The organism is Effusibacillus consociatus (genome assembly GCF_042652925.1).
Taxonomy (GTDB): domain Bacteria; phylum Bacillota; class Bacilli; order Tumebacillales; family Effusibacillaceae; genus Effusibacillus; species Effusibacillus consociatus.
Genome location: NZ_JBHSHC010000116.1, coordinates 13,030 through 30,236, shown reverse-complemented (window position 1 = coordinate 30,236; position 17,207 = coordinate 13,030). Strand labels below are relative to the sequence as shown.

The window sequence follows — 17,207 nt, the reverse complement described above, 5'->3', positions numbered from 1 at the left end:
GTTCTGTATATCTGAAGATTACCAGAACTAATGTTTGGAGGCAACACTATATTTGAACTCAGCCAAAATTTTTTAATTCAGACTTGTTGACAACTAGAAAAAAATGGAGTACGTTTATACCGTAAATAAATACTGTAATTCTAGTATTTATTTTGAAGTGACTCTTTATTTGATTTGTACAAATTACGGAAGAAATTAGGGAGTAAACGAGAAGCTTGGCGGCAACCGTCTACTTCCCTCCATTCAATCCCAACGTAGGTTTACTGAATGGTCTTTCGTAATTATACAAATATATCCTTTTTTTTGCAACTTTTAATGCAAGGATTGTTATTTACTCAGAAGCCACGAAAGGAGTGAAACAAATAGCTAGTTTAAAATTTCTGTAGGTACCGGCAAAAATTGAACATGGAAGAGGAGGAGAAAAAATGGGTAGAAAATTAGGTCGTTGGCTCAGTCAATTTCTCACGATTTGTGCAGTTTTCATGATGGTTTTCGGGGTTAGTTCGGCTGCAACAACAAATGTAATTCCAGGCCCCGATCCAATAACAGTAAATTATCCCGGCACTTCAATCGCAGCAGCAGTGGGAGATATTTTAATATCAAGTAATACAAGGTCAAGTGGTCTTGTAGGACATGCTGCAATTGTAGATAGTAATCTCAATGTTCAGCAAATGTTGGGATCCCCGAACAAATTGAGTAATGGTACACAAAGTATCAGTGCTTTTTTTGCCGACAACAACAATCAAGTAAAGGTCATGCGATTCAACGATCCAGCTAAAGCTTTAGATGCAGGACGTAAAGCGATAGATTTGGTTAACTGGTATGGTAGTGATACCTATAGTCTATGGGATAGATTAGACTCTTTAAGTCCGACTATGTACTGCACTAAATTCGTCTGGGATTGTTATTATTTTGGAACTGGCGGCGCCTCAGGTGGCGTGAATCTTAGAAATTTATGGACTGGCTCTACGGCTGTTAGTCCATATGAACTTGCTTTAGATTCTAGATTAAGTAAAATTTATCAATCATCGAATTACTAAGGTCAATAAAACACGCCCCTACAACTAGAAGGGGTGTGTTTTATGGTATTATACTGGAGGAGGGATATTGATGGAAACTAATCGCAAGTTTTTAATAGTTATTCCCTTTTTACTGCTATTAATATTAATTTTAAGCGGGTACTTATGGTACAATGGTTCGCCCTGGGGCAATAAACATGACAAAGAACTTATGATTAAATTCTTAAACGAAAAATATCCAAGTCATTCATATACTATAGTTAGAGAAGGTTACAATGTTAAAAAAGGCGAATATGAACTGGTTGTCATATTTAAAGACAATCCTTCAACTGAACACTTTTATGCAATCAGGAATAATGAATTAGTAGAAGTGCGGAAAAGTCCTTAACCTTAATCATTGAATGACCTAGAATCAATCTGTAGACGTGTACTTTCATAACATCTGTTATGGAGTAGAGGGAGCATCCATCGATAAGGTGCCATCTGTCCATTTTTGGAAACGTGGCACCGGCTTTGTTTATGTCTAACAGTTTCTATTTTCGTCTCTAAGGCCTTCAAAAATGTAGGATTCCTCCATCCCTATAAACTGTTGTGTGGGAAAGGGTTTCTTAAGCAAAACCACTTGGTGTACTGGCCTTGTTAGCAGAAAGGATAATGGCAAGATAAAAGGCAGGACATGAATGTGCGCATTCCCGTCGGTCCCTATACAAGGACTGATCCTGAACATAGACCACATTTTCAACGAATCAAGGAATAGGGAGGTATTTCTGTGTGGCCTCAACATCTCTCAAAGTCGTTTCGATCAACATAGGGAAACCCGTAACCATAAATTACAAGGATCAAGAAGTGGTCACGGGCATATTCAAATCACCTATCAATGGTGAAATCTATTTATCTTCGTTCAATCTGGAAGGAGATGCACAGGCCGATCTCGTGAATCATGGCGGCAAAGACAAAGCCGTTTGTCTCTACCCTCATGAGCACTATCCCTACTGGGAGAAAGAGTTGGGACGTTCGCTTGCTTTCGGTGCTTTTGGCGAAAATCTGACTGTCACCGGAATGTTGGAGCAGGATGTATGCATCGGGGATATTTTTCAGTTTGGGGAGGCGGTTGTGCAGATCAGCCAACCCCGGCAGCCTTGTCACAAACTGGCCAAGAAGTTTGACGTGGTCGATTTGCCGGTTCGGGTTCAAAATACAGGGCTTACCGGATTTTACTTCAGGGTGCTGAAAGAAGGCTGTATTTCGGAAGACAGAACTCTGAAACTCATGGAACGCCATCCGCAGGCGGTGACAGTTGCCTTTGCGAACCAAATCATGCATCATGACAAACACAATGCAGACGGGATTCGACGAATCCTCGACGTGGAGGAACTATCGGAAAGCTGGCGGGTTACATTGACGAAACGTATACTGGGATAATAAATAAGTCCTCGGGCCCACCATTGGTGAGTCTCGAGGACTTTGCCCAAGTGCATCCGATTTGATTAACCGATTTTTGAGTATTGGCCGATAATCCTCTTTTTGTCGATCTTTCCGACCGATGTTTTCGGCAGTTCATCAACGAACAAAAACAGCTTTGGGATTTTATAACCAGCCAGTTTGCCGGCGCAGTAAGTTTTCAGTTCTTCACCGCTGATGCGTTTGTGTTTCACTGTTACCAGTACGGCGGTTACAACTTCCCCCCACTTTGGATCCGGCAGCCCCACAACGGCTACTTCGTTGATATCCGGGTGACTCTCAAGTACATGTTCGACCTCCAACGGATAGACATTTTCCCCGCCGGTGATAATCATCTCTTTCTTACGGCCCGTAATATAGTAATACCCTTCCTCATCCCGCCGGCCAAGATCCCCTGTTCGGAGCCATCCGCCGACCAAAGTTTCAACTGTAGCTTGCGGTTTGTTCCAGTATCCGGAGAAAAGATGGGGGCCGGCAATCCAGATCTCACCCGTCTCTTCATCGGAAACATCGTTGCCGTTCGAATCCACCAATCGGATGTCAGTATGGAACATCGGTACTCCAACAGAACCGATTTTCCGTTTTGCATCCTGGGGGTGGATATAGAAGTTGTTTGGCCCGGCTTCTGTTAAACCGTATCCCTCCTTGAAGTTGAGACCTTTCGTCCGAAACGCCTCATAAATTGAGGAGGGACAGGGGGCTCCCCCGGACAGAAATGTATGCATGGAAGAAAAAGCGGCCTCTGCAAATTCGGGAGCCTGAATCAACATGTGATACATCGTGGGAACAAACAGGGCAATCGTGCATCTCTCGGTCTCTACCACCCGGATGATCGATGAGGCGTTGAACTCCTTTCCTATGACCACCGTTCCGCCAGCATAGAGAACAGGGGTAGTCAGAGCGTTTAAACCTCCTGTATGAAACATCGGGAGATAGACAGGGGTAACGTCATTCTCTGTAATCCCCCAACTCACCATCGTATTGATTGCGTTCCAGGTAATGGCTCGATGAGACAGGATCACCCCTTTTGGGTAACCGGTCGTGCCGCCGGTATAGATGATCGCCCAAGGATCTTCCATTTCCAGCGGAACAAATCGATTGATTTCAGTTGATTCTGTCAGGACTGATTGGTAGCCGGATTCATTTAGCAGAATCGGTATCTCCGTGTGTGATGTGAGTCCGGAAACTGCCGATTGATAGGAATCGGTATAGACCAATATTCGTGGCTTGCAATCGTTCACCACATAAGCAAGCTCAGGTATTGAGAATCTGCCGTTTAGGGGTACAAACATAGCGCCTATTTTTCCCGCCGCAAATAAGAGTTCCAAATACCTGATCGAATTTGGGGAAAGCAAGGCAATTCGATCCCCTTTTGACACACCGGACCGTTGAAGATACCCTGCTAACCGGTTGACCCGTTCATTAAATTGTTCATATGTGAGACGGATTCCGGAGCTGACTTCAACCACTGCAATTTTTGAGGGAGTAAGCCGTGCCCGAACCGCCAACCAATCAGTCACAGGGTGCATTAGAAAGTCAATCCTCCATCTACGCTTAATACGGCACCATTTACAAAGCTGGCTTCATCCGATGCAAGGAAAAGATAGGCATTCGCAATATCTGCCGGTTGACCCAAACGCCGCAGAGGCGTTTTTTCCTTCATCGAGTCAAGAACTTTATCCGGGACTTTTCCGGTCATGCCGGTCATGATAAAACCGGGTGCTACCGCATTTACGCGGATGCCTTTAGGCCCCAATTCCTTTGCCCAGGTTTTGGTCATTCCGATTACACCCGATTTTGTTGCGGAGTAGTTGGTCTGCCCGATATTGCCGTACAGACCTACTACGGAAGCAGCATTCAGAATCACTCCCTGCCCCTGATCCATCATGACCTTTGCAACCGCTTGCGTGCAATAAAATACACCCGTCAGATTAACCGCAACCACCTGATCCCACTGGGTCGGGTCCATCTTTACCAAAAAACCGTCCCGTGTAATCCCCGCGTTATTGATTAAGACGTCAATCCGGGAAAAACGTTCTACCGCCGCATCGACCATTTGCTGCACATCGTATAGATTGCTGACATTGACCTTCACAAACTCCGCTTCGGTGCCTAAGTTTCGGATTTCTTGGAGTGCGGCGAGTCCCGCTTCCTCGTCAAAATCGGAGATCACCAGTTTGGCTCCGTTTTTCGCAAAAAGAAGCGCGGTCTCTTTGCCGATTCCGTTCGCTCCACCTGTAATAATCGCTACTTTATCTTGTAAACGCATAAGATCTTCCCGCTCCTTAAACTATTTGTAATGCAATTGTACCTGTGACGGTTACAGGCGAGTTGCAGTATGGGTCTGCCACAACAAAAGACGCCGGACACTCGGCGCCATATGTTGAATCGATTGAAAATATTTACTTTTAACGGTCAGACCATACAAATGGACGGACAGTGTCTTCAACAGCGCGCCAAAACGCTCGATGGTTGTTTTTAGCCGCCTTAAAGTAGCTGTTGGTCAGAGAGGACCACGTATTGCGGCGCTCACGCTGCCAAGTAACAAATTCCCGGCTGTTTTCTTCGAGACGCTCGTGTACCTTATCCATTAATTCAAAAGTAAACTTCATAGGTGAAAGTGTGAGTTCTTCCATCTTTTCCACAACATTGCGCAGTTGAGTGCTTTGGTCGCCCAAAACTGCATCTTTCTTTGCAATATCTTTGATGAAAGTTTCGATCGTGCCGCGTTGTTCAGCCAGCACCTTTCTTGATTCCCCAAAACCATTTACATAGGCGTCTTCAGAGTCTGCCAAGTATTTCTGGAATCGTGCCAATCCGGATTCGCAATTCTCCCAAAACGTGTCGACAAATGAATCAACCTGGTACTTCACTTCCATTTCATTCTTCTCCTTCGGACTCATTGGAATTCCTCCTTTGATTCGATTTATTACTCTTCTCCTTGTCTCCCTCCGCGCGATAGGAAGGCATATAGAGATTGAGCATGTTGGTGTACATACTGAAAAATTGGCCCAGCATCTTCTGATAGCGCTCGAGTTCTTGTGCATACGTCTGCAGATACGCTTCCCCGATATCGGTTAAGGAATACAAACGTTTCGCCGGACCGGACGATGACGTGTCCCACTCGGATCGGACATACTTGTCTTTCTCAAGCTGCCGCAGCATCCGGTACAAATTCCCCTGATCCAAAGCTTGGAACCCCATTTCGGTCAGCTTCTGCATCAGTTCATAGCCGTGAATCGGCATCCGCTGGAGCAGCAGCAAGACAAAAGGTACCAAGAAGTTTTTTGGTGGACCCCCAAATCCGATAGATTCTTTCTCTTCTGTCATGAACATCACCTTCAGTTATCATCTATATGTATTTTACACATAGATGTTCTTTTTGTATACCTGTTTTACAAAATTTTAAAAATCTGCGTGTTTTATGCCACTGCATAGCGGGAATAACGATAACAGCCCCTCACAAGCCATGAGAGGCTTGAATACTATAAAACACGTTATACAGAAAGGATAATCGAATGTTAACCGCAACCATTCAAGGTATAAAAATTCGTTACGACCGGCTTGGTTCCGGCGACCCATTGATCCTGATTCATGGCTTGGGTGAACGTAAAGAAGGTTGGGAACAACAATACCCGCTCGCGGATACCTTCGATCTCATTATTCCCGATTTGCGCGGACATGGACAATCTGAGGGAGCGGAGGCTATTTCCATTGAGAATTTTGCAAGAGACATCCTCCACCTGATGGATGATCTGGGTCTTGAACAAGCCCACATTTGCGGATTGTCGATGGGAGGCGTAATTGCCCAAGAACTTTATCGTCAGGTTCCCGCCCGGTGTCAATCCTTGATTCTTGTCAACACCTATTATTTCGTACCGTGGATGGCCCGGGAAATACTATACCACTTGGAAATGTGGAAACTCAACTTTCTTCCTAAAGCATTACGAATGCGACTAGCCGCTTATACATGTCTCTATTCCTTGGATGAGCAGATCATCAAAAGGTTTCACAGATCGATTGCACCCGAAAGAACCTCTTACACAAGATCCGTTGCATCGTGCCTTGAGGTAGACAATCGCCGACTGCTCCCCACCATCACTGTTCCCACGCTTATCATTGGAAGCGATTTCGATCTGTTAACCCCCTGGTGGATTCAGGTATTCATGCATCAAGCCATTCCCAACTCGGAATTGGTGCTGATCCGGAATGCGGGACATATGGCCAAGCTGGAACGACCGGAAAAATTCAACACCGTGATTCGAAGATTCCTTGAGAAGCAAAAAAGTCAAGTGGCTGAATGATGAAAAGCCCCTAAGAATGGGTTCCCAATTCTTAGGGGCGATTCTATTGTATTCTGTTAGAAGCTCAGTCTCGATCCGCCAACCAGCCAGCGGTCTCAGGATACACTTTTTTCCGGGCGGTTCCGCCAAACACAAGGCTTACATGACCTACCGGATAATTAAACTCGGTTTTGTCTGTGCTTGAAATGTATTCGAACAATGCCCGAGTCTGACTGCAAGGGGCGATATGATCCTGCTCCGCAGTCAAAATCAGGACTGGGCATGTGATAGCCGCCAGATCCACCTGTCGGCCGCGCAGCACAATCTCCCCTTTGATCAATTTGTTCTGCTGATAGAAATCACGAATCCATTCCCGATAGGTTTGACCCGGGAAAGCAGTCCCGTCATTCACCCACTTGTTAAGCAAGCGCCAGGTATGGACAAAATTCTCATTGTCCACCTTTTCAAAAAGGTGAACCCAAGGGTTAATGAAGTTGCTGATCGGCTTGAGCATTTTGTTGCCGAGATCGATCACTTCAGGAGGAACATTCCCATACGTTTCGACCAATTTATCGACATCAAAATATTTCTCGTTCAGCCAGGTATTGTAGAGATCCGCGTGCCGGAAATCGATTGGCGCGGCCAGTACGGTCAAATTCTTCACACGTTCCGGATGCAAAGCCGCATACATCGCACCCATGGTTCCGCCCATACAATAAGCAAAGAGATTCACCTGCTCTTTACCTGTGTAAAGGCATACCCGTTCAACCGCCTTATGCAGGTAATCAAAAATGTATTCGGCAAACCCGTTGTTGCGATCTTCCGGTCCCGCTTCGCCCCAATCCAGCATATATACGTCGAAACCCTGCTGGAGCAAGTATTCGACAAAAGAATTTCCCGGTTCGATATCCAAAATGTAAGGTTTGTTGATCATCGCATACAGCATGAAAATGGGTGTCCGTTTTGTCACTTCCACACCAGGCAGCGTAAAGCGATAGACCTTCATTTTGTTTTTGCGCCAAATCAATTCCTTTGGCGTCAAACCGGTCTCAGGTTCCGCCTGATTCAGAACTTTCGCCACTTTATTCAACCGGTCATGAAACACGCTAAGAGGAATCTCTTCCGGGGCGGCTCCCGGCAATCCTTCCATCACATGTTTCCAAGCTTCTTGCCAGTTCCCTGTCAATGTCATTTTATTGTTACCCCCGACTGCGTCAATTACATATACATTCCGCCGTTGACGTTAAGGCACTGTCCGGTGATATACTCGCCATCCACAACCAGGAATCGAACCGCTTTTGCCACCTCAGACGCTTTTCCAAAACGTCCTGCCGGGATTTTTGCTATGATCTTTTCCTGTACTTTTTCCGGCACAGCCGCAACCATATCGGTATAAGTGTAACCCGGGCAAACACAGTTGACCGTTACATTGTGACGAGCTGTTTCTAACGCCAGGGATTTGGTGAATCCGATCATTCCCGCTTTGGCTGTCGAGTAGTTCGTTTGTCCGAACCCACCAGACTGACCAATGATGGAAGAGATATTCACGATTCTTCCGTAGTTCTGTTCAATCATTTTCGGCAGAGCCGCTTTCGTTAAATAGAAAAGGCTGTTCATGTTGGTACTGATTACTTCATGCCACTGTTCGTCCGTCATCTTCATGAACCGTGAGTCCCTGGTAATTCCCGCATTGTTCACGAGAATATCGATCTTTCCGTAATTCTCTGCGATTTCCTCGTAGAGACGAATGACATCCTCGGTGTTGCTCACATCCGCCTGTGTGGCATAGACGTTTGGATTAAAGGCAGAAATTTCGTCAACCACTTGCTGCGCTTTTTCGATATTCGACACGTAATTGATTATTACGGTTGCTCCCTGCACCGCGAGTTCTTTCGCAATTTCTGCTCCGATGCCTCGGGATCCGCCTGTTACCAACGCAATTTGTCCGGTGAGCGGCTTGCTAACGGAAAGTTCTTTTTCCAACAGTGACATGGTTTCTATTCCCCCCAAAATGGTTTAACCGTTCTTTAAGAATCAGCGCTTTATTCAGCTTTCTCTTCGTTCGTATCCGTATTGCCTTTCGCTTCTCTCGATTTCCGCTGACGATTCGAGCCTTCCTTGCTGTCACCGGCTTTTGCAGCGTCCAGCAGATTTTGGTTCACCATCTCAAGTTGATTGGAAAGGGCCGTAATTTGGTCTTTCAAATCAGACACTTCAATGCCTTGTTTCTCCAGACTGGCTAACCGCTCATCAATTAAGTCAACCTTCGACTCCAAACCGACAAGCAGTTCACCAAGTCTTGCGAAATCTTTAATGGAAGGAATTTTATAATTCTCCAACAGCTTCTCAACCATTTTCGCATAATACTGTTCCATTTGAAGGGCAGCATTCAACAATTGCCCGGAAGCTGCGGCATACTCTTCACTTTCCAACATTTTGTGCATAGATTGAGCGAGTTTCGGTTCCATCTCATTATAGAAAGATTTCCATACAGAAAACGGATCTACATAGTTTGCACTCATTTCTATCACCTATTATCCTTGTTGATTAAACAGATTGAACAGATTCCGAAACTGCTCCTGCAGTTCCTGCTGCGCCTTCACCTGCTGCTCCTGGATCCGTTCCAGGTTTTTAACGAACTTTTCAACCCCTTGCTGTGTCAGACGATCAAATGCCTGCTGCGTTTCGTTTTGCGCCAAAGTCAACATTTCGGCGGTTGCAGTCACCGAGCTTTTGATCGAGTCAAAAATTTGTGCCGTGTTCTTTTGTGATTGCTCCAAGTAAAATTCTGTCAATTTCTCCACTTTGGTTTCCATGTAGTTTCCCTCCTGAATTTTGTTTAGACAGCGCATCTTTGCTGTGAACCTTACAATGTATGCGACAACACTGCCAAATAGTATAATTTAAGTATAAGAAATATAAGAAAAACGAAAAGAAGAATATTCCGACAGATTCAGACAAGAATCTTCCTGTTCCAACAAATAGCTGCACGAAACCTGTCGAAGCGTTGCGAAAATCGACATTCGTTCATAAAAACTTAACATTATGGGAGAGGAATCCTTACTCAATCGACATACTGTTTTGCAAATTCAAGGCATTCCCCCAATCGAGCAAGGCTCCCGAATTGAAATCGGGAGCTTTTTGTCCGTTTCTGTCGAAAAATATATCTGTACTGGAACAGTTTTACCAAAGGAATTTCTGATCTGCATATCAAATATAAATTATCGTCAGATACATCTTAATTTTTTAAACATTTACCGAACGACCGTTCAGGAGGGGGAAGTGTATGAAACATCAAGAGACAAAAAAACAATTGAAAAAGGGGGTTCTGGCAGCAACGCTGCTGGCCGGCATGATGCTCACCGCTTGTGGCGGGAATACCTCAACTCAAGGTACCAGTGGCGGCAATTCAAAAGATGCCAAACCCATTAAGATTGGAGTTCTTGTGGACAAGTCCGGTAAAGGCGCCGATTGGGGCAAAAAGCAGGAAATTGCCGCCACTATCGCCGCCGAAGAAATCAATGCAGCGGGGGGAATCAATGGTTCCAAGATTGAACTGATCTTCAAAGATACCGGCGGTAAAAACGAATCTGCCGTAAAACTGACCCGCGACCTTGATCAAGAGAAAGCAGCTGCCATTGCGGGCCCATTTTTCAGCGGTGAATGTGAAGTGGCCTTCCCTGTTGCCAACCAGTTAAAGCTCCCTATCATCTCCGCTTCCTCAGCAAAACCGGGTGTATCTGCGAACAACCGTCCCTGGGCCTTCCGCAACTCGATGACGGACGACAAACTTCTGAATAACGCAATTCCCAAGTTTGTGAAGCATTTCAATGTGAAAAAGATCGCGATCATACATGATGAGCAGGATGCGTGGTCAAAGTCTGTAGGTACCGCGTTATTCCCGCAAATTCTGAAGAAAAACAATGTCCAAATTAGCAATGAAGGCGATTTCATTACCTTTAAAACCGGCACAACCGACTTCAGTGCAGCCGTTACCAAGCTCAAATCCTTGAATCCGGATGCGATCGCATTTGGCGGTTTGTATGGGGAAGCGGCAAGTTTCGCAAAGGAAATGGAGCGGCAGGGATTCAAGAAGCCCGTGATTGGCGGAGTGGGCATGTATTCGGCAGCGCTCATCCAACAAGGCGGCAAAGCGGTGGAGAACTTCGTGGCAACCGCTGACTGGAACCCGGATAGGCCGGATCCGAAAGTAAAGGCGTTTGTTGACAAATTTACTCCGATTGCACAAAAAATCACTCCGGCTGACCCGTCCCCGGGGCACTTTGAAGCCAACATGTACGAGACCATTCATGTAACCGCTGACATTTTGAAGAAAGCGAACAAAAACGGTTCCTCCGATCTGGCGGATCTGCGTGAAACGATCAAACAGGGATGGACCACTCTGAAAGGATACCCGGGCATCACCGGAACCTTTGCAATCGACTCTGCAGGGGACGGTGATAAAGAAAACTATCCGCTGATCATCAAGAACGGTAAATACGAAATCCTTAACTGATAACATCATGGTTGGGCCATCTCTGTTTCGGGGTGTCTGATGGCACCCCTTATTCTTTACTTCTTGCCGGTCTATTTGGGAGGGAAACTGATGGAACTGATTCAACAGCTCATCAACGGTCTGATGCTTGGAAGCATGTACGCTCTTATCGCAATCGGTTATACCCTTGTATTCGGGATTTTGAATCTGCTGAATCTTGCACACGGTGAAGTTTTCATGTTCAGCGGATTCTTCGCGGCCTATGCGATGAATTCATTCGGTTTGCCTCTCTATCTCGCGTTGCCGATGTCCATCATGCTGGCTGCCATACTGGGCATCTTGATTGAAAGAATCTGTTTTCGCCCTGTTAAACCCCAGTATCATCTGGCACCGCTTGTCAGCACCATCGCTGCCGGAACAGTATTGACCAGCTTGGCTGTCAAACTCGGCGGTTCTGAGCCGCAGGTCTTTCAATCGACGCTCTCGCTTCCCGAATGGAAGTTGGGGGGAATTCTGATCAGCAGCACCCAACTTTTGATTCTGGGAATTGCTCTGGTATTGATGGTTGGCATCACGCTCCTGCTGCAGCGCACCCGGACCGGCCGGGCCATGCGAACGCTTTCCGAAAACCCGGTGGCGGCAAAACTTTTTGGCGTCAACGTGAACCGGATCATAGTCGCAACATTTGCAATCTCCTCTCTTCTGGCTGGCGTGGCCGGCCTATTGATCGGGCTCAGATTCGAGAAAATCAGCCCTTTCATCGGAGCCACCATGGGATTAAAAGGTTTGGCCGTCATGGTGATCGGGGGTCTTGGCAATGTATATGGAGCGATGGTCGGCGGACTTCTGATCGGCTTGTTGGAGGTGCTGGTGGTAGCGCTTCCTTATGGCACCGCTCCATTCATGGATGCCGTTGTCTGGGGGTTCCTCGTGCTAGTACTGCTTGTCAAACCTTCCGGTCTGTTCGGATCAAGAATTCAGGTGGAAAGGGTGTAGCGGATGGATACAATGCTGATATTTGCCGGGATCAATATCATTCTGGCTCTCAGTCTGTACATTACCCTGTCCACCGGACAAATCTCTCTCGGGCATGGCGCTTTCATGGCGATTGGCGCTTATGTGGCAGGCATATTCACGACAAAAATGGTCTATCCGCTGATCCCGGCTCTCGTCATCGGAGGGGCGGCGGCGGCGGTTTTAGGACTTCTGGTCGGTTTCCCCGCACTACGGGTTCGCGGCATTTATCTGGCGATTGGGACATTGGGCCTTGGAGAGGTACTGCAGGTCGTGCTGCAGAACGTCGAGTATATCGGAGCGGCTTCCGGAATGGGGGGCATGCAGGGAACCACTTTTCCACTGGTTTGGGCCACGGTTGCGCTGTGTCTGCTGTTCTGCCACCGTTTGAACAAGTCCCGCTTGGGCCAAGCGTTTAAAGCGGTGCAGCAGGATGAAGTGGCGTCTCTGAGCATGGGGATCCACAATACCTACATGAAGCTGCTCGCTTTTACAATTAGTGCCGGGATGGCCGGAATCGGCGGCGGACTGTATGCCCATTACATCTTCTTTATCGATCCGCATGCTTTCGGATTCCACACTTCTCTGCTCATCCTGTTCTATGTCATCTTTGGCGGAGTGGAAACTTTCTGGGGGGCCGCTCTCGGGGCTTTGATTCTGACATTGCTGCCGGAAGTGATTCGTCCGCTCGAAGAGTGGCGGATGGTAGTCTACGGACTCCTGATTATCGTGATGATGATGATTCGCCCGCAAGGACTGCTGTCGGCCTCAACCGTTGCGAAAATTGCAAGTGTATTTTCCGAGTCTGCCGCCCCCAAGAAAGTGGCACTGGGTGAACTGAGAGGAGGAAATACCCATGTTAACGATTGAAGGGATCAGCAAACGGTTTGGCGGATTGCAAGTGATCAAGAATCTCGCTCTGACCGTAAAAGAAGGGACGATTACAGGAGTAATCGGCCCGAATGGTGCAGGCAAAACCACTCTCTTTAACATGATTACGGGAATCTACCCGGTCGATTCAGGCCGCATTCTCTTTCAAGACAAGACCATATCGGGACTGGCACCCGTGTCAATCACACGAATGGGGATCGGCCGGACTTTTCAGAACATCCGGCTGTTCCCTCACATGTCAGTCCGCGAGAACATTCGGATTGCGCAAAGCGCCCAATTGATTGTCGGAGTACGTAGTTTATGGCCATTCTTTCAACGTGAAAAAGAAAAAAGATTGGCTTGTGAAGTCGAGCAATTACTGTCTTTGCTAAGTTTGGAGGATAAAGCGGATACTCTGGCCTCCGCTCTTTCTTACGGGGACCAACGCCGCCTGGAAATTGCCCGGGCTATGGCGACAGGCGCCAAGTTTCTTCTGCTGGATGAACCGGCCGCAGGCATGAATCCGGAAGAAAGCCGTCAGCTCTCCAGTACTCTTTTGCAATTGAAAAAACAAGGCTATACGTTTTTGTTGATCGAACATGATATGTCCGTAATCATGGAGATCTGCGATCATATTGTGGTTCTGAATTTTGGGGAGAAGATCGCGGAAGGCACCCCGAAAGAGATTCAGGATCATCCGGCGGTACTGGAAGCGTACCTCGGAAAGGAGGAGTCCGCTTGACGATTTTATCGATTCGCGATTTGCACGTGAATTACGGCCAGATCGCCGCCCTGAAAGGTGTGGATCTTGACGTCAACGAAGGGGAAATCGTAACCATCATCGGGGCCAATGGAGCAGGCAAGTCCACCCTGCTGAAGACCCTTTCAGGTCTGTTGTCCCCGCGTCTTGGAGATATCGTGTATGAGGGGTCTTCCATAACGAATATGAAACCTCATCATAGAGTGGAAAAGCGTTTGATCCATATTCCGGAGGGGCGTGCCATCATTCAGCGGCTTACGATCGAAGAAAACCTGCTGATGGGCGCTTACCACATCAAAGACCGCAGACAAATCGAAGAAGGACTGGTTCGATCCTATGAGCTCTTCCCAATTCTTGCGGAACGAAGAAAGCTCCCCGCCGGGACCCTGTCGGGCGGACAGCAGCAGATGCTTGCCATAGCCCGGGGCATGATGGCCAACCCAAAGGTGCTCATGCTCGATGAACCGTCACTCGGGTTGGCTCCGATCATCATTCAGGAAATTTTTTCGATTATACGAAAACTAAATGAACAGGGCACAACCATTTTGCTTGTCGAGCAAAACGCAAAGAAAGCATTGTCGATTGCGCATAGAGGGTATGTAATGGAAACCGGGCACATCACAATCGCAGGGGCCGGAACCGAGCTCCTGAACAGCCCGGATGTAATTGCCGCGTATCTCGGCGGTCACAAAGCGGGGTGAGAATCATGATCGATGCCCATATGCATGCCTTTCCTGAACGATTAATGACAGCCATCTATGATTGGTTTCGCCATATCGGATGGAATATCCCATATGACGGTTGGCAAGCGGAAGAATTGTTTGACTACCAGAACCAACACGGGTTCGAGCGTTTTCTGGTCCTGCTTTATGTGCATAAACCGGGTATGGCCCGCGGATTGAACGATTGGTTGGCCACCCAAGTGAAGCTCCGGCCGGAGATTGTTCCGATAGGCTGTGTACACCATCAAGATGACGTAGAAATTGAGACAGAACGATGCCTCGGAGAATTGGGATTTGCGGGTATGAAACTCCATTGCGCGGTCCAGAACATTTCAATGGATGACCGTCGGCTCGATCCTCTGTACGAAACCCTGATTCGATATGATCGCCCGCTCATTGTTCACGCAGGGACAGCTCCAGACGATTATACCGGAACGGTTGGGGTGAAATATTTTGCCCGGGCCATAGACCGGTACCCCGAACTTCGCGTGCAAGTGGCCCATTTTGGGCTGTATGAATCCGAATCTTTTTTCCGCCTTGCGGATGAATTCCCAGGAATCGTATTTGATACGGCAGCTATCGACACGGGGACTCTTGGGGAGCGACAACCTACAAAGGAGCAAATGAAAGAGTGGATTGAGCGCTTCTCAGATCGTATCTTGTATGGAAGTGATCTTCCGTTCTTAAATGGTGAGGCCTCAAACGTCTCCAAAGTAATTTGCGATTTGCAGGTAGAGCCGTCTGTGATTCGTGCAGTGTTTGAAGAAAACGCCCGTAGATTCTGGCGTATTAAATAAACACGTGTTCAGGGGGGAGATATTTGATATGGCAGTATCCTACATTGAGGTGACAAGACGTCGATTCCCGGATCAACCGCCTTACCAATGGCATGAATCGTTTGATGTTCCTTTTTCTTCTCTGTCTAAACCCCTCACACAAGCAAAAGTGGCACTACTGTCCTCCGGTGGAGTGTTCCACAAGAACCAAGAGGGATTTAATCCTGTAAAAAATGACTTTACGTATCGCGTTATTGAGAAATCAACAAATCCAATTGATTTGCACATTCTTCATGACAGTTACGACCATTCGGGGGCAAAGCAAGATATCAACTGCGTTTTTCCTTATCAACGTCTTCAAGAACTGGAAGATAAAAGGGTTATCAACCAGTTTTCACAGCGTGCTTTCACATTTATGGGGCGGATATTCAGTAAAACGAAACTCATGCAAGAGCTGGTTCCTGCTTTACTTGATGAATTGCACGCCGATCAAGTTGACGCCGCTTTATTGGTACCCGTCTGACCCCTTTGCCATCAGACCGTGGGTCTGATTGCCCGAGAAATTGAAAAAGCCGGCATTCCTACCGTGACCCTGTCATCTGCGCTCGATATTACTGAAAAAGTGCGTCCTCCCCGAACAGTTTTCGTTAATTACCCGCTCGGACATACGGCAGGAAAACCCAATGATCCGACGGATCAAACCAATATCTTGCGGAAAGCGTTATCTCTGCTGGAAACGGGAGAACCGGGACAAATAACACGGATAGACGTGACATGGACGGATCCGGAATGGAATACACATCTGCCGAAATATCAGAAGGCGATCCAACAGTAATCTGAAACAAGGGGGCCAGAACGAGGTCCCCTCAGTCATTTCCAAATTATCCGTTATTTCTTCTCAAACCACTTTTTTGCCAACTGCTCCATGTCCCCACTGTCCTTCATGTACTTCAGAACTCTGTTGAAGTCTGACACATACTGGGATCCCTTCGGGAACGCAATGGCTGCACCGCCAGTTCCTCTCTGTTCTTCTGCCTTGGCAGGAGTGCTTCCTTTTTTCGACTCATAGTAAACCATTGAAAAATCCGTATTTTGTTTGCGGTCTTGTGTCGGGGTGATCCCAGCCATGGCAAAGTCTGCGCGACCCGCTTGGAGCGCCGGCAAGAGACCGTTAAATTTCATATCCTGAATCTTCAGCTCGTACCCTAACTCACCTGCGATCCGTTTCGCAATGTCGATGTCAAATCCGACAATTTCATTTTGACCTTTTGACTGATCGCGAAACTCATACGGCGGGAAATCAGCCGACGTTGCCATGACAATCTTCTTTTTTGCAGCAGGTTTCTGACCTTGAGCCTGCTGCTTTCCTGTTTTTCCGCCACCCCCACATGCTGCCGGGGAGAGGGAGAGAACAGCGGTTAGTGCAAGTGTTGTGAGCATTTTTAATTGCTTCATTCGCCAATCCCCCAATACATCTTCTCCTGAGCAATATTCGCTAAATCGTATTTTTTATTCATGAGGGGCATCGAATCGGCAGCCACACTTTGTACAATTTTTGTGATAACAAAGGGAGTGTGCTGTTCTCTACGGAAACAACACACTCCCTCAATCATTCACCCTGCTCATTCATACAGCGCTCACATTCATACATCACAGACTCCCGCTGTGCATGCATCTCTGATCCGCATGCCATGCATTCTGCTTTGATCTTACCTGCACTTACCGGCTGATAAGTCCATCCATAATATTCTGCAATCGACATCTTTGTCGCCCCCTTCTTATTCGTTCCGTCTTGTTGTTTTCATTG

The 17,207-nt window shown here is 47.1% G+C and carries 22 protein-coding genes; 12 read left to right on the top strand and 10 right to left on the bottom strand.

What is annotated here, in order from left to right:
• Positions 1-425 precede the first annotated feature (425 nt).
• The 3 genes from ACFO8Q_RS17165 to ACFO8Q_RS17155 all read left to right on the top strand — a co-directional run bounded on the left by ACFO8Q_RS17165 (position 426) and on the right by ACFO8Q_RS17155 (position 2,441).
• Entirely contained in the window at positions 426-1,040 is a 615-nt protein-coding gene (locus ACFO8Q_RS17165; RefSeq protein WP_380027208.1) for a hypothetical protein, read from the top strand.
• 70 nt (positions 1,041-1,110) lie between these two features.
• Complete coding sequence (locus ACFO8Q_RS17160) at positions 1,111-1,407, top strand: YfjL-like protein (RefSeq protein ID WP_380027206.1); 297 nt, start codon at positions 1,111-1,113, stop codon at positions 1,405-1,407.
• Between the two features lie 383 nt (positions 1,408-1,790).
• Positions 1,791-2,441 carry an MOSC domain-containing protein gene (locus tag ACFO8Q_RS17155; RefSeq protein ID WP_380027204.1) on the top strand — a complete coding sequence of 217 codons (651 nt, stop codon included), beginning with the start codon at positions 1,791-1,793 and terminating at the stop codon, positions 2,439-2,441.
• Positions 2,442-2,506: 65 nt separating this feature from the next.
• Here the strand turns inward: ACFO8Q_RS17155 and ACFO8Q_RS17150 are convergent, their stop codons facing one another.
• The 4 genes from ACFO8Q_RS17150 to phaQ all read right to left on the bottom strand — a co-directional run bounded on the left by ACFO8Q_RS17150 (position 2,507) and on the right by phaQ (position 5,810).
• Positions 2,507-4,009, bottom strand: coding sequence for an acyl-CoA synthetase (locus tag ACFO8Q_RS17150; RefSeq protein WP_380027202.1), 1,503 nt, complete (start codon positions 4,007-4,009; stop codon positions 2,507-2,509).
• Entirely contained in the window at positions 4,009-4,749 is a 741-nt protein-coding gene (fabG, locus tag ACFO8Q_RS17145) for a 3-oxoacyl-ACP reductase FabG (protein WP_380027199.1), read from the bottom strand. The genes ACFO8Q_RS17150 and fabG (ACFO8Q_RS17145) overlap by 1 nt, the downstream gene beginning before the upstream one ends.
• 139 nt (positions 4,750-4,888) lie before the next feature.
• Positions 4,889-5,383, bottom strand: coding sequence for a hypothetical protein (locus tag ACFO8Q_RS17140; protein ID WP_380027197.1), 495 nt, complete (start codon positions 5,381-5,383; stop codon positions 4,889-4,891).
• Positions 5,361-5,810: a poly-beta-hydroxybutyrate-responsive repressor gene (gene phaQ / locus ACFO8Q_RS17135; RefSeq protein WP_380027194.1), complete on the bottom strand. Its 450-nt coding sequence runs from the start codon at positions 5,808-5,810 to the stop codon at positions 5,361-5,363. The genes ACFO8Q_RS17140 and phaQ overlap by 23 nt, the downstream gene beginning before the upstream one ends.
• 188 nt (positions 5,811-5,998) lie before the next feature.
• Between phaQ and ACFO8Q_RS17130 the strand changes: the two genes are divergently transcribed.
• Entirely contained in the window at positions 5,999-6,784 is a 786-nt protein-coding gene (locus ACFO8Q_RS17130; protein ID WP_380027192.1) for an alpha/beta fold hydrolase, read from the top strand.
• Positions 6,785-6,848: 64 nt separating this feature from the next.
• On the opposite strand, the gene phaC is transcribed toward ACFO8Q_RS17130, so the two are convergent.
• From phaC to ACFO8Q_RS17110, 4 genes are read right to left on the bottom strand one after another with little or no spacing between them, the layout of a single operon-like run.
• A complete protein-coding gene (gene phaC / locus ACFO8Q_RS17125; RefSeq protein WP_380027190.1) occupies positions 6,849-7,955 on the bottom strand; it encodes a class III poly(R)-hydroxyalkanoic acid synthase subunit PhaC in 1,107 nt (368 codons plus the stop codon).
• Positions 7,956-7,981: 26 nt separating this feature from the next.
• A complete protein-coding gene (fabG, locus tag ACFO8Q_RS17120) occupies positions 7,982-8,755 on the bottom strand; it encodes a 3-oxoacyl-[acyl-carrier-protein] reductase (protein WP_380027188.1) in 774 nt (257 codons plus the stop codon).
• A 50-nt stretch (positions 8,756-8,805) separates the two neighbouring features.
• The gene (locus ACFO8Q_RS17115; protein WP_380027186.1) at positions 8,806-9,285 is read right to left on the bottom strand and encodes a hypothetical protein; all 480 of its coding nucleotides are present in this window, start codon (positions 9,283-9,285) and stop codon (positions 8,806-8,808) included.
• 12 nt (positions 9,286-9,297) lie between these two features.
• Positions 9,298-9,579, bottom strand: a complete 282-nt coding sequence (locus ACFO8Q_RS17110; RefSeq protein ID WP_380027184.1) for a hypothetical protein — start codon at positions 9,577-9,579, stop codon at positions 9,298-9,300.
• Between the two features lie 470 nt (positions 9,580-10,049).
• Between ACFO8Q_RS17110 and ACFO8Q_RS17105 the strand changes: the two genes are divergently transcribed.
• The 8 genes from ACFO8Q_RS17105 to ACFO8Q_RS17070 all read left to right on the top strand — a co-directional run bounded on the left by ACFO8Q_RS17105 (position 10,050) and on the right by ACFO8Q_RS17070 (position 16,235).
• Positions 10,050-11,279, top strand: coding sequence for an ABC transporter substrate-binding protein (locus tag ACFO8Q_RS17105; RefSeq protein ID WP_380027182.1), 1,230 nt, complete (start codon positions 10,050-10,052; stop codon positions 11,277-11,279).
• Positions 11,280-11,369: 90 nt separating this feature from the next.
• Positions 11,370-12,254 (top strand): branched-chain amino acid ABC transporter permease, encoded by an 885-nt coding sequence (locus tag ACFO8Q_RS17100; RefSeq protein WP_380027180.1) that lies wholly within the window; start codon positions 11,370-11,372, stop codon positions 12,252-12,254.
• A gap of 3 nt (positions 12,255-12,257) precedes the next feature.
• Positions 12,258-13,142, top strand: coding sequence for a branched-chain amino acid ABC transporter permease (locus ACFO8Q_RS17095; protein WP_380027178.1), 885 nt, complete (start codon positions 12,258-12,260; stop codon positions 13,140-13,142).
• The gene (locus tag ACFO8Q_RS17090; RefSeq protein WP_380027176.1) at positions 13,129-13,884 is read left to right on the top strand and encodes an ABC transporter ATP-binding protein; all 756 of its coding nucleotides are present in this window, start codon (positions 13,129-13,131) and stop codon (positions 13,882-13,884) included. The genes ACFO8Q_RS17095 and ACFO8Q_RS17090 overlap by 14 nt, the downstream gene beginning before the upstream one ends.
• Positions 13,885-13,886: 2 nt before the next feature.
• Positions 13,887-14,603 carry an ABC transporter ATP-binding protein gene (locus ACFO8Q_RS17085; protein ID WP_380027210.1) on the top strand — a complete coding sequence of 239 codons (717 nt, stop codon included), beginning with the start codon at positions 13,887-13,889 and terminating at the stop codon, positions 14,601-14,603.
• Between the two features lie 5 nt (positions 14,604-14,608).
• Entirely contained in the window at positions 14,609-15,421 is an 813-nt protein-coding gene (locus tag ACFO8Q_RS17080) for an amidohydrolase family protein (protein ID WP_380027174.1), read from the top strand.
• Between the two features lie 28 nt (positions 15,422-15,449).
• Complete coding sequence (locus ACFO8Q_RS17075) at positions 15,450-15,923, top strand: glycine/sarcosine/betaine reductase selenoprotein B family protein (protein WP_380027172.1); 474 nt, start codon at positions 15,450-15,452, stop codon at positions 15,921-15,923.
• A 63-nt stretch (positions 15,924-15,986) separates the two neighbouring features.
• Complete coding sequence (locus ACFO8Q_RS17070) at positions 15,987-16,235, top strand: hypothetical protein (RefSeq protein ID WP_380027170.1); 249 nt, start codon at positions 15,987-15,989, stop codon at positions 16,233-16,235.
• 53 nt (positions 16,236-16,288) lie between these two features.
• On the opposite strand, the gene ACFO8Q_RS17065 is transcribed toward ACFO8Q_RS17070, so the two are convergent.
• Together ACFO8Q_RS17065 and ACFO8Q_RS17060 are read right to left on the bottom strand one after the other, a co-directional pair.
• Positions 16,289-16,855: a transporter substrate-binding domain-containing protein gene (locus ACFO8Q_RS17065; RefSeq protein WP_380027168.1), complete on the bottom strand. Its 567-nt coding sequence runs from the start codon at positions 16,853-16,855 to the stop codon at positions 16,289-16,291.
• Between the two features lie 154 nt (positions 16,856-17,009).
• Positions 17,010-17,162 carry a hypothetical protein gene (locus ACFO8Q_RS17060; protein WP_380027166.1) on the bottom strand — a complete coding sequence of 51 codons (153 nt, stop codon included), beginning with the start codon at positions 17,160-17,162 and terminating at the stop codon, positions 17,010-17,012.
• Positions 17,163-17,207 lie beyond the last annotated feature (45 nt).

Excerpts from the sequence above, each read along its gene's own strand:
- ACFO8Q_RS17150 (WP_380027202.1), bottom strand. The coding sequence starts at position 4,009 with ATGCACCCTGTGACTGATTGGTTGGCGGTTCGGGCACGGCTTACTCCC.
- fabG (WP_380027199.1), bottom strand. The coding sequence starts at position 4,749 with ATGCGTTTACAAGATAAAGTAGCGATTATTACAGGTGGAGCGAACGGA.
- ACFO8Q_RS17110 (WP_380027184.1), bottom strand. The coding sequence starts at position 9,579 with ATGGAAACCAAAGTGGAGAAATTGACAGAATTTTACTTGGAGCAATCA.
- ACFO8Q_RS17130 (WP_380027192.1), top strand. The coding sequence starts at position 5,999 with ATGTTAACCGCAACCATTCAAGGTATAAAAATTCGTTACGACCGGCTT.
- ACFO8Q_RS17105 (WP_380027182.1), top strand. The coding sequence starts at position 10,050 with ATGAAACATCAAGAGACAAAAAAACAATTGAAAAAGGGGGTTCTGGCA.
- ACFO8Q_RS17095 (WP_380027178.1), top strand. The coding sequence starts at position 12,258 with ATGGATACAATGCTGATATTTGCCGGGATCAATATCATTCTGGCTCTC.
- ACFO8Q_RS17090 (WP_380027176.1), top strand. The coding sequence starts at position 13,129 with ATGTTAACGATTGAAGGGATCAGCAAACGGTTTGGCGGATTGCAAGTG.
- ACFO8Q_RS17165 (WP_380027208.1), top strand. The coding sequence starts at position 426 with ATGGGTAGAAAATTAGGTCGTTGGCTCAGTCAATTTCTCACGATTTGT.
- ACFO8Q_RS17060 (WP_380027166.1), bottom strand. The coding sequence starts at position 17,162 with ATGTCGATTGCAGAATATTATGGATGGACTTATCAGCCGGTAAGTGCA.
- phaC (WP_380027190.1), bottom strand. The coding sequence starts at position 7,955 with ATGACATTGACAGGGAACTGGCAAGAAGCTTGGAAACATGTGATGGAA.
- ACFO8Q_RS17100 (WP_380027180.1), top strand. The coding sequence starts at position 11,370 with ATGGAACTGATTCAACAGCTCATCAACGGTCTGATGCTTGGAAGCATG.
- ACFO8Q_RS17080 (WP_380027174.1), top strand. The coding sequence starts at position 14,609 with ATGATCGATGCCCATATGCATGCCTTTCCTGAACGATTAATGACAGCC.
- ACFO8Q_RS17115 (WP_380027186.1), bottom strand. The coding sequence starts at position 9,285 with ATGAGTGCAAACTATGTAGATCCGTTTTCTGTATGGAAATCTTTCTAT.
- ACFO8Q_RS17160 (WP_380027206.1), top strand. The coding sequence starts at position 1,111 with ATGGAAACTAATCGCAAGTTTTTAATAGTTATTCCCTTTTTACTGCTA.
- fabG (WP_380027188.1), bottom strand. The coding sequence starts at position 8,755 with ATGTCACTGTTGGAAAAAGAACTTTCCGTTAGCAAGCCGCTCACCGGA.
- ACFO8Q_RS17065 (WP_380027168.1), bottom strand. The coding sequence starts at position 16,855 with ATGAAGCAATTAAAAATGCTCACAACACTTGCACTAACCGCTGTTCTC.
- ACFO8Q_RS17075 (WP_380027172.1), top strand. The coding sequence starts at position 15,450 with ATGGCAGTATCCTACATTGAGGTGACAAGACGTCGATTCCCGGATCAA.
- phaQ (WP_380027194.1), bottom strand. The coding sequence starts at position 5,810 with ATGACAGAAGAGAAAGAATCTATCGGATTTGGGGGTCCACCAAAAAAC.
- ACFO8Q_RS17140 (WP_380027197.1), bottom strand. The coding sequence starts at position 5,383 with ATGAGTCCGAAGGAGAAGAATGAAATGGAAGTGAAGTACCAGGTTGAT.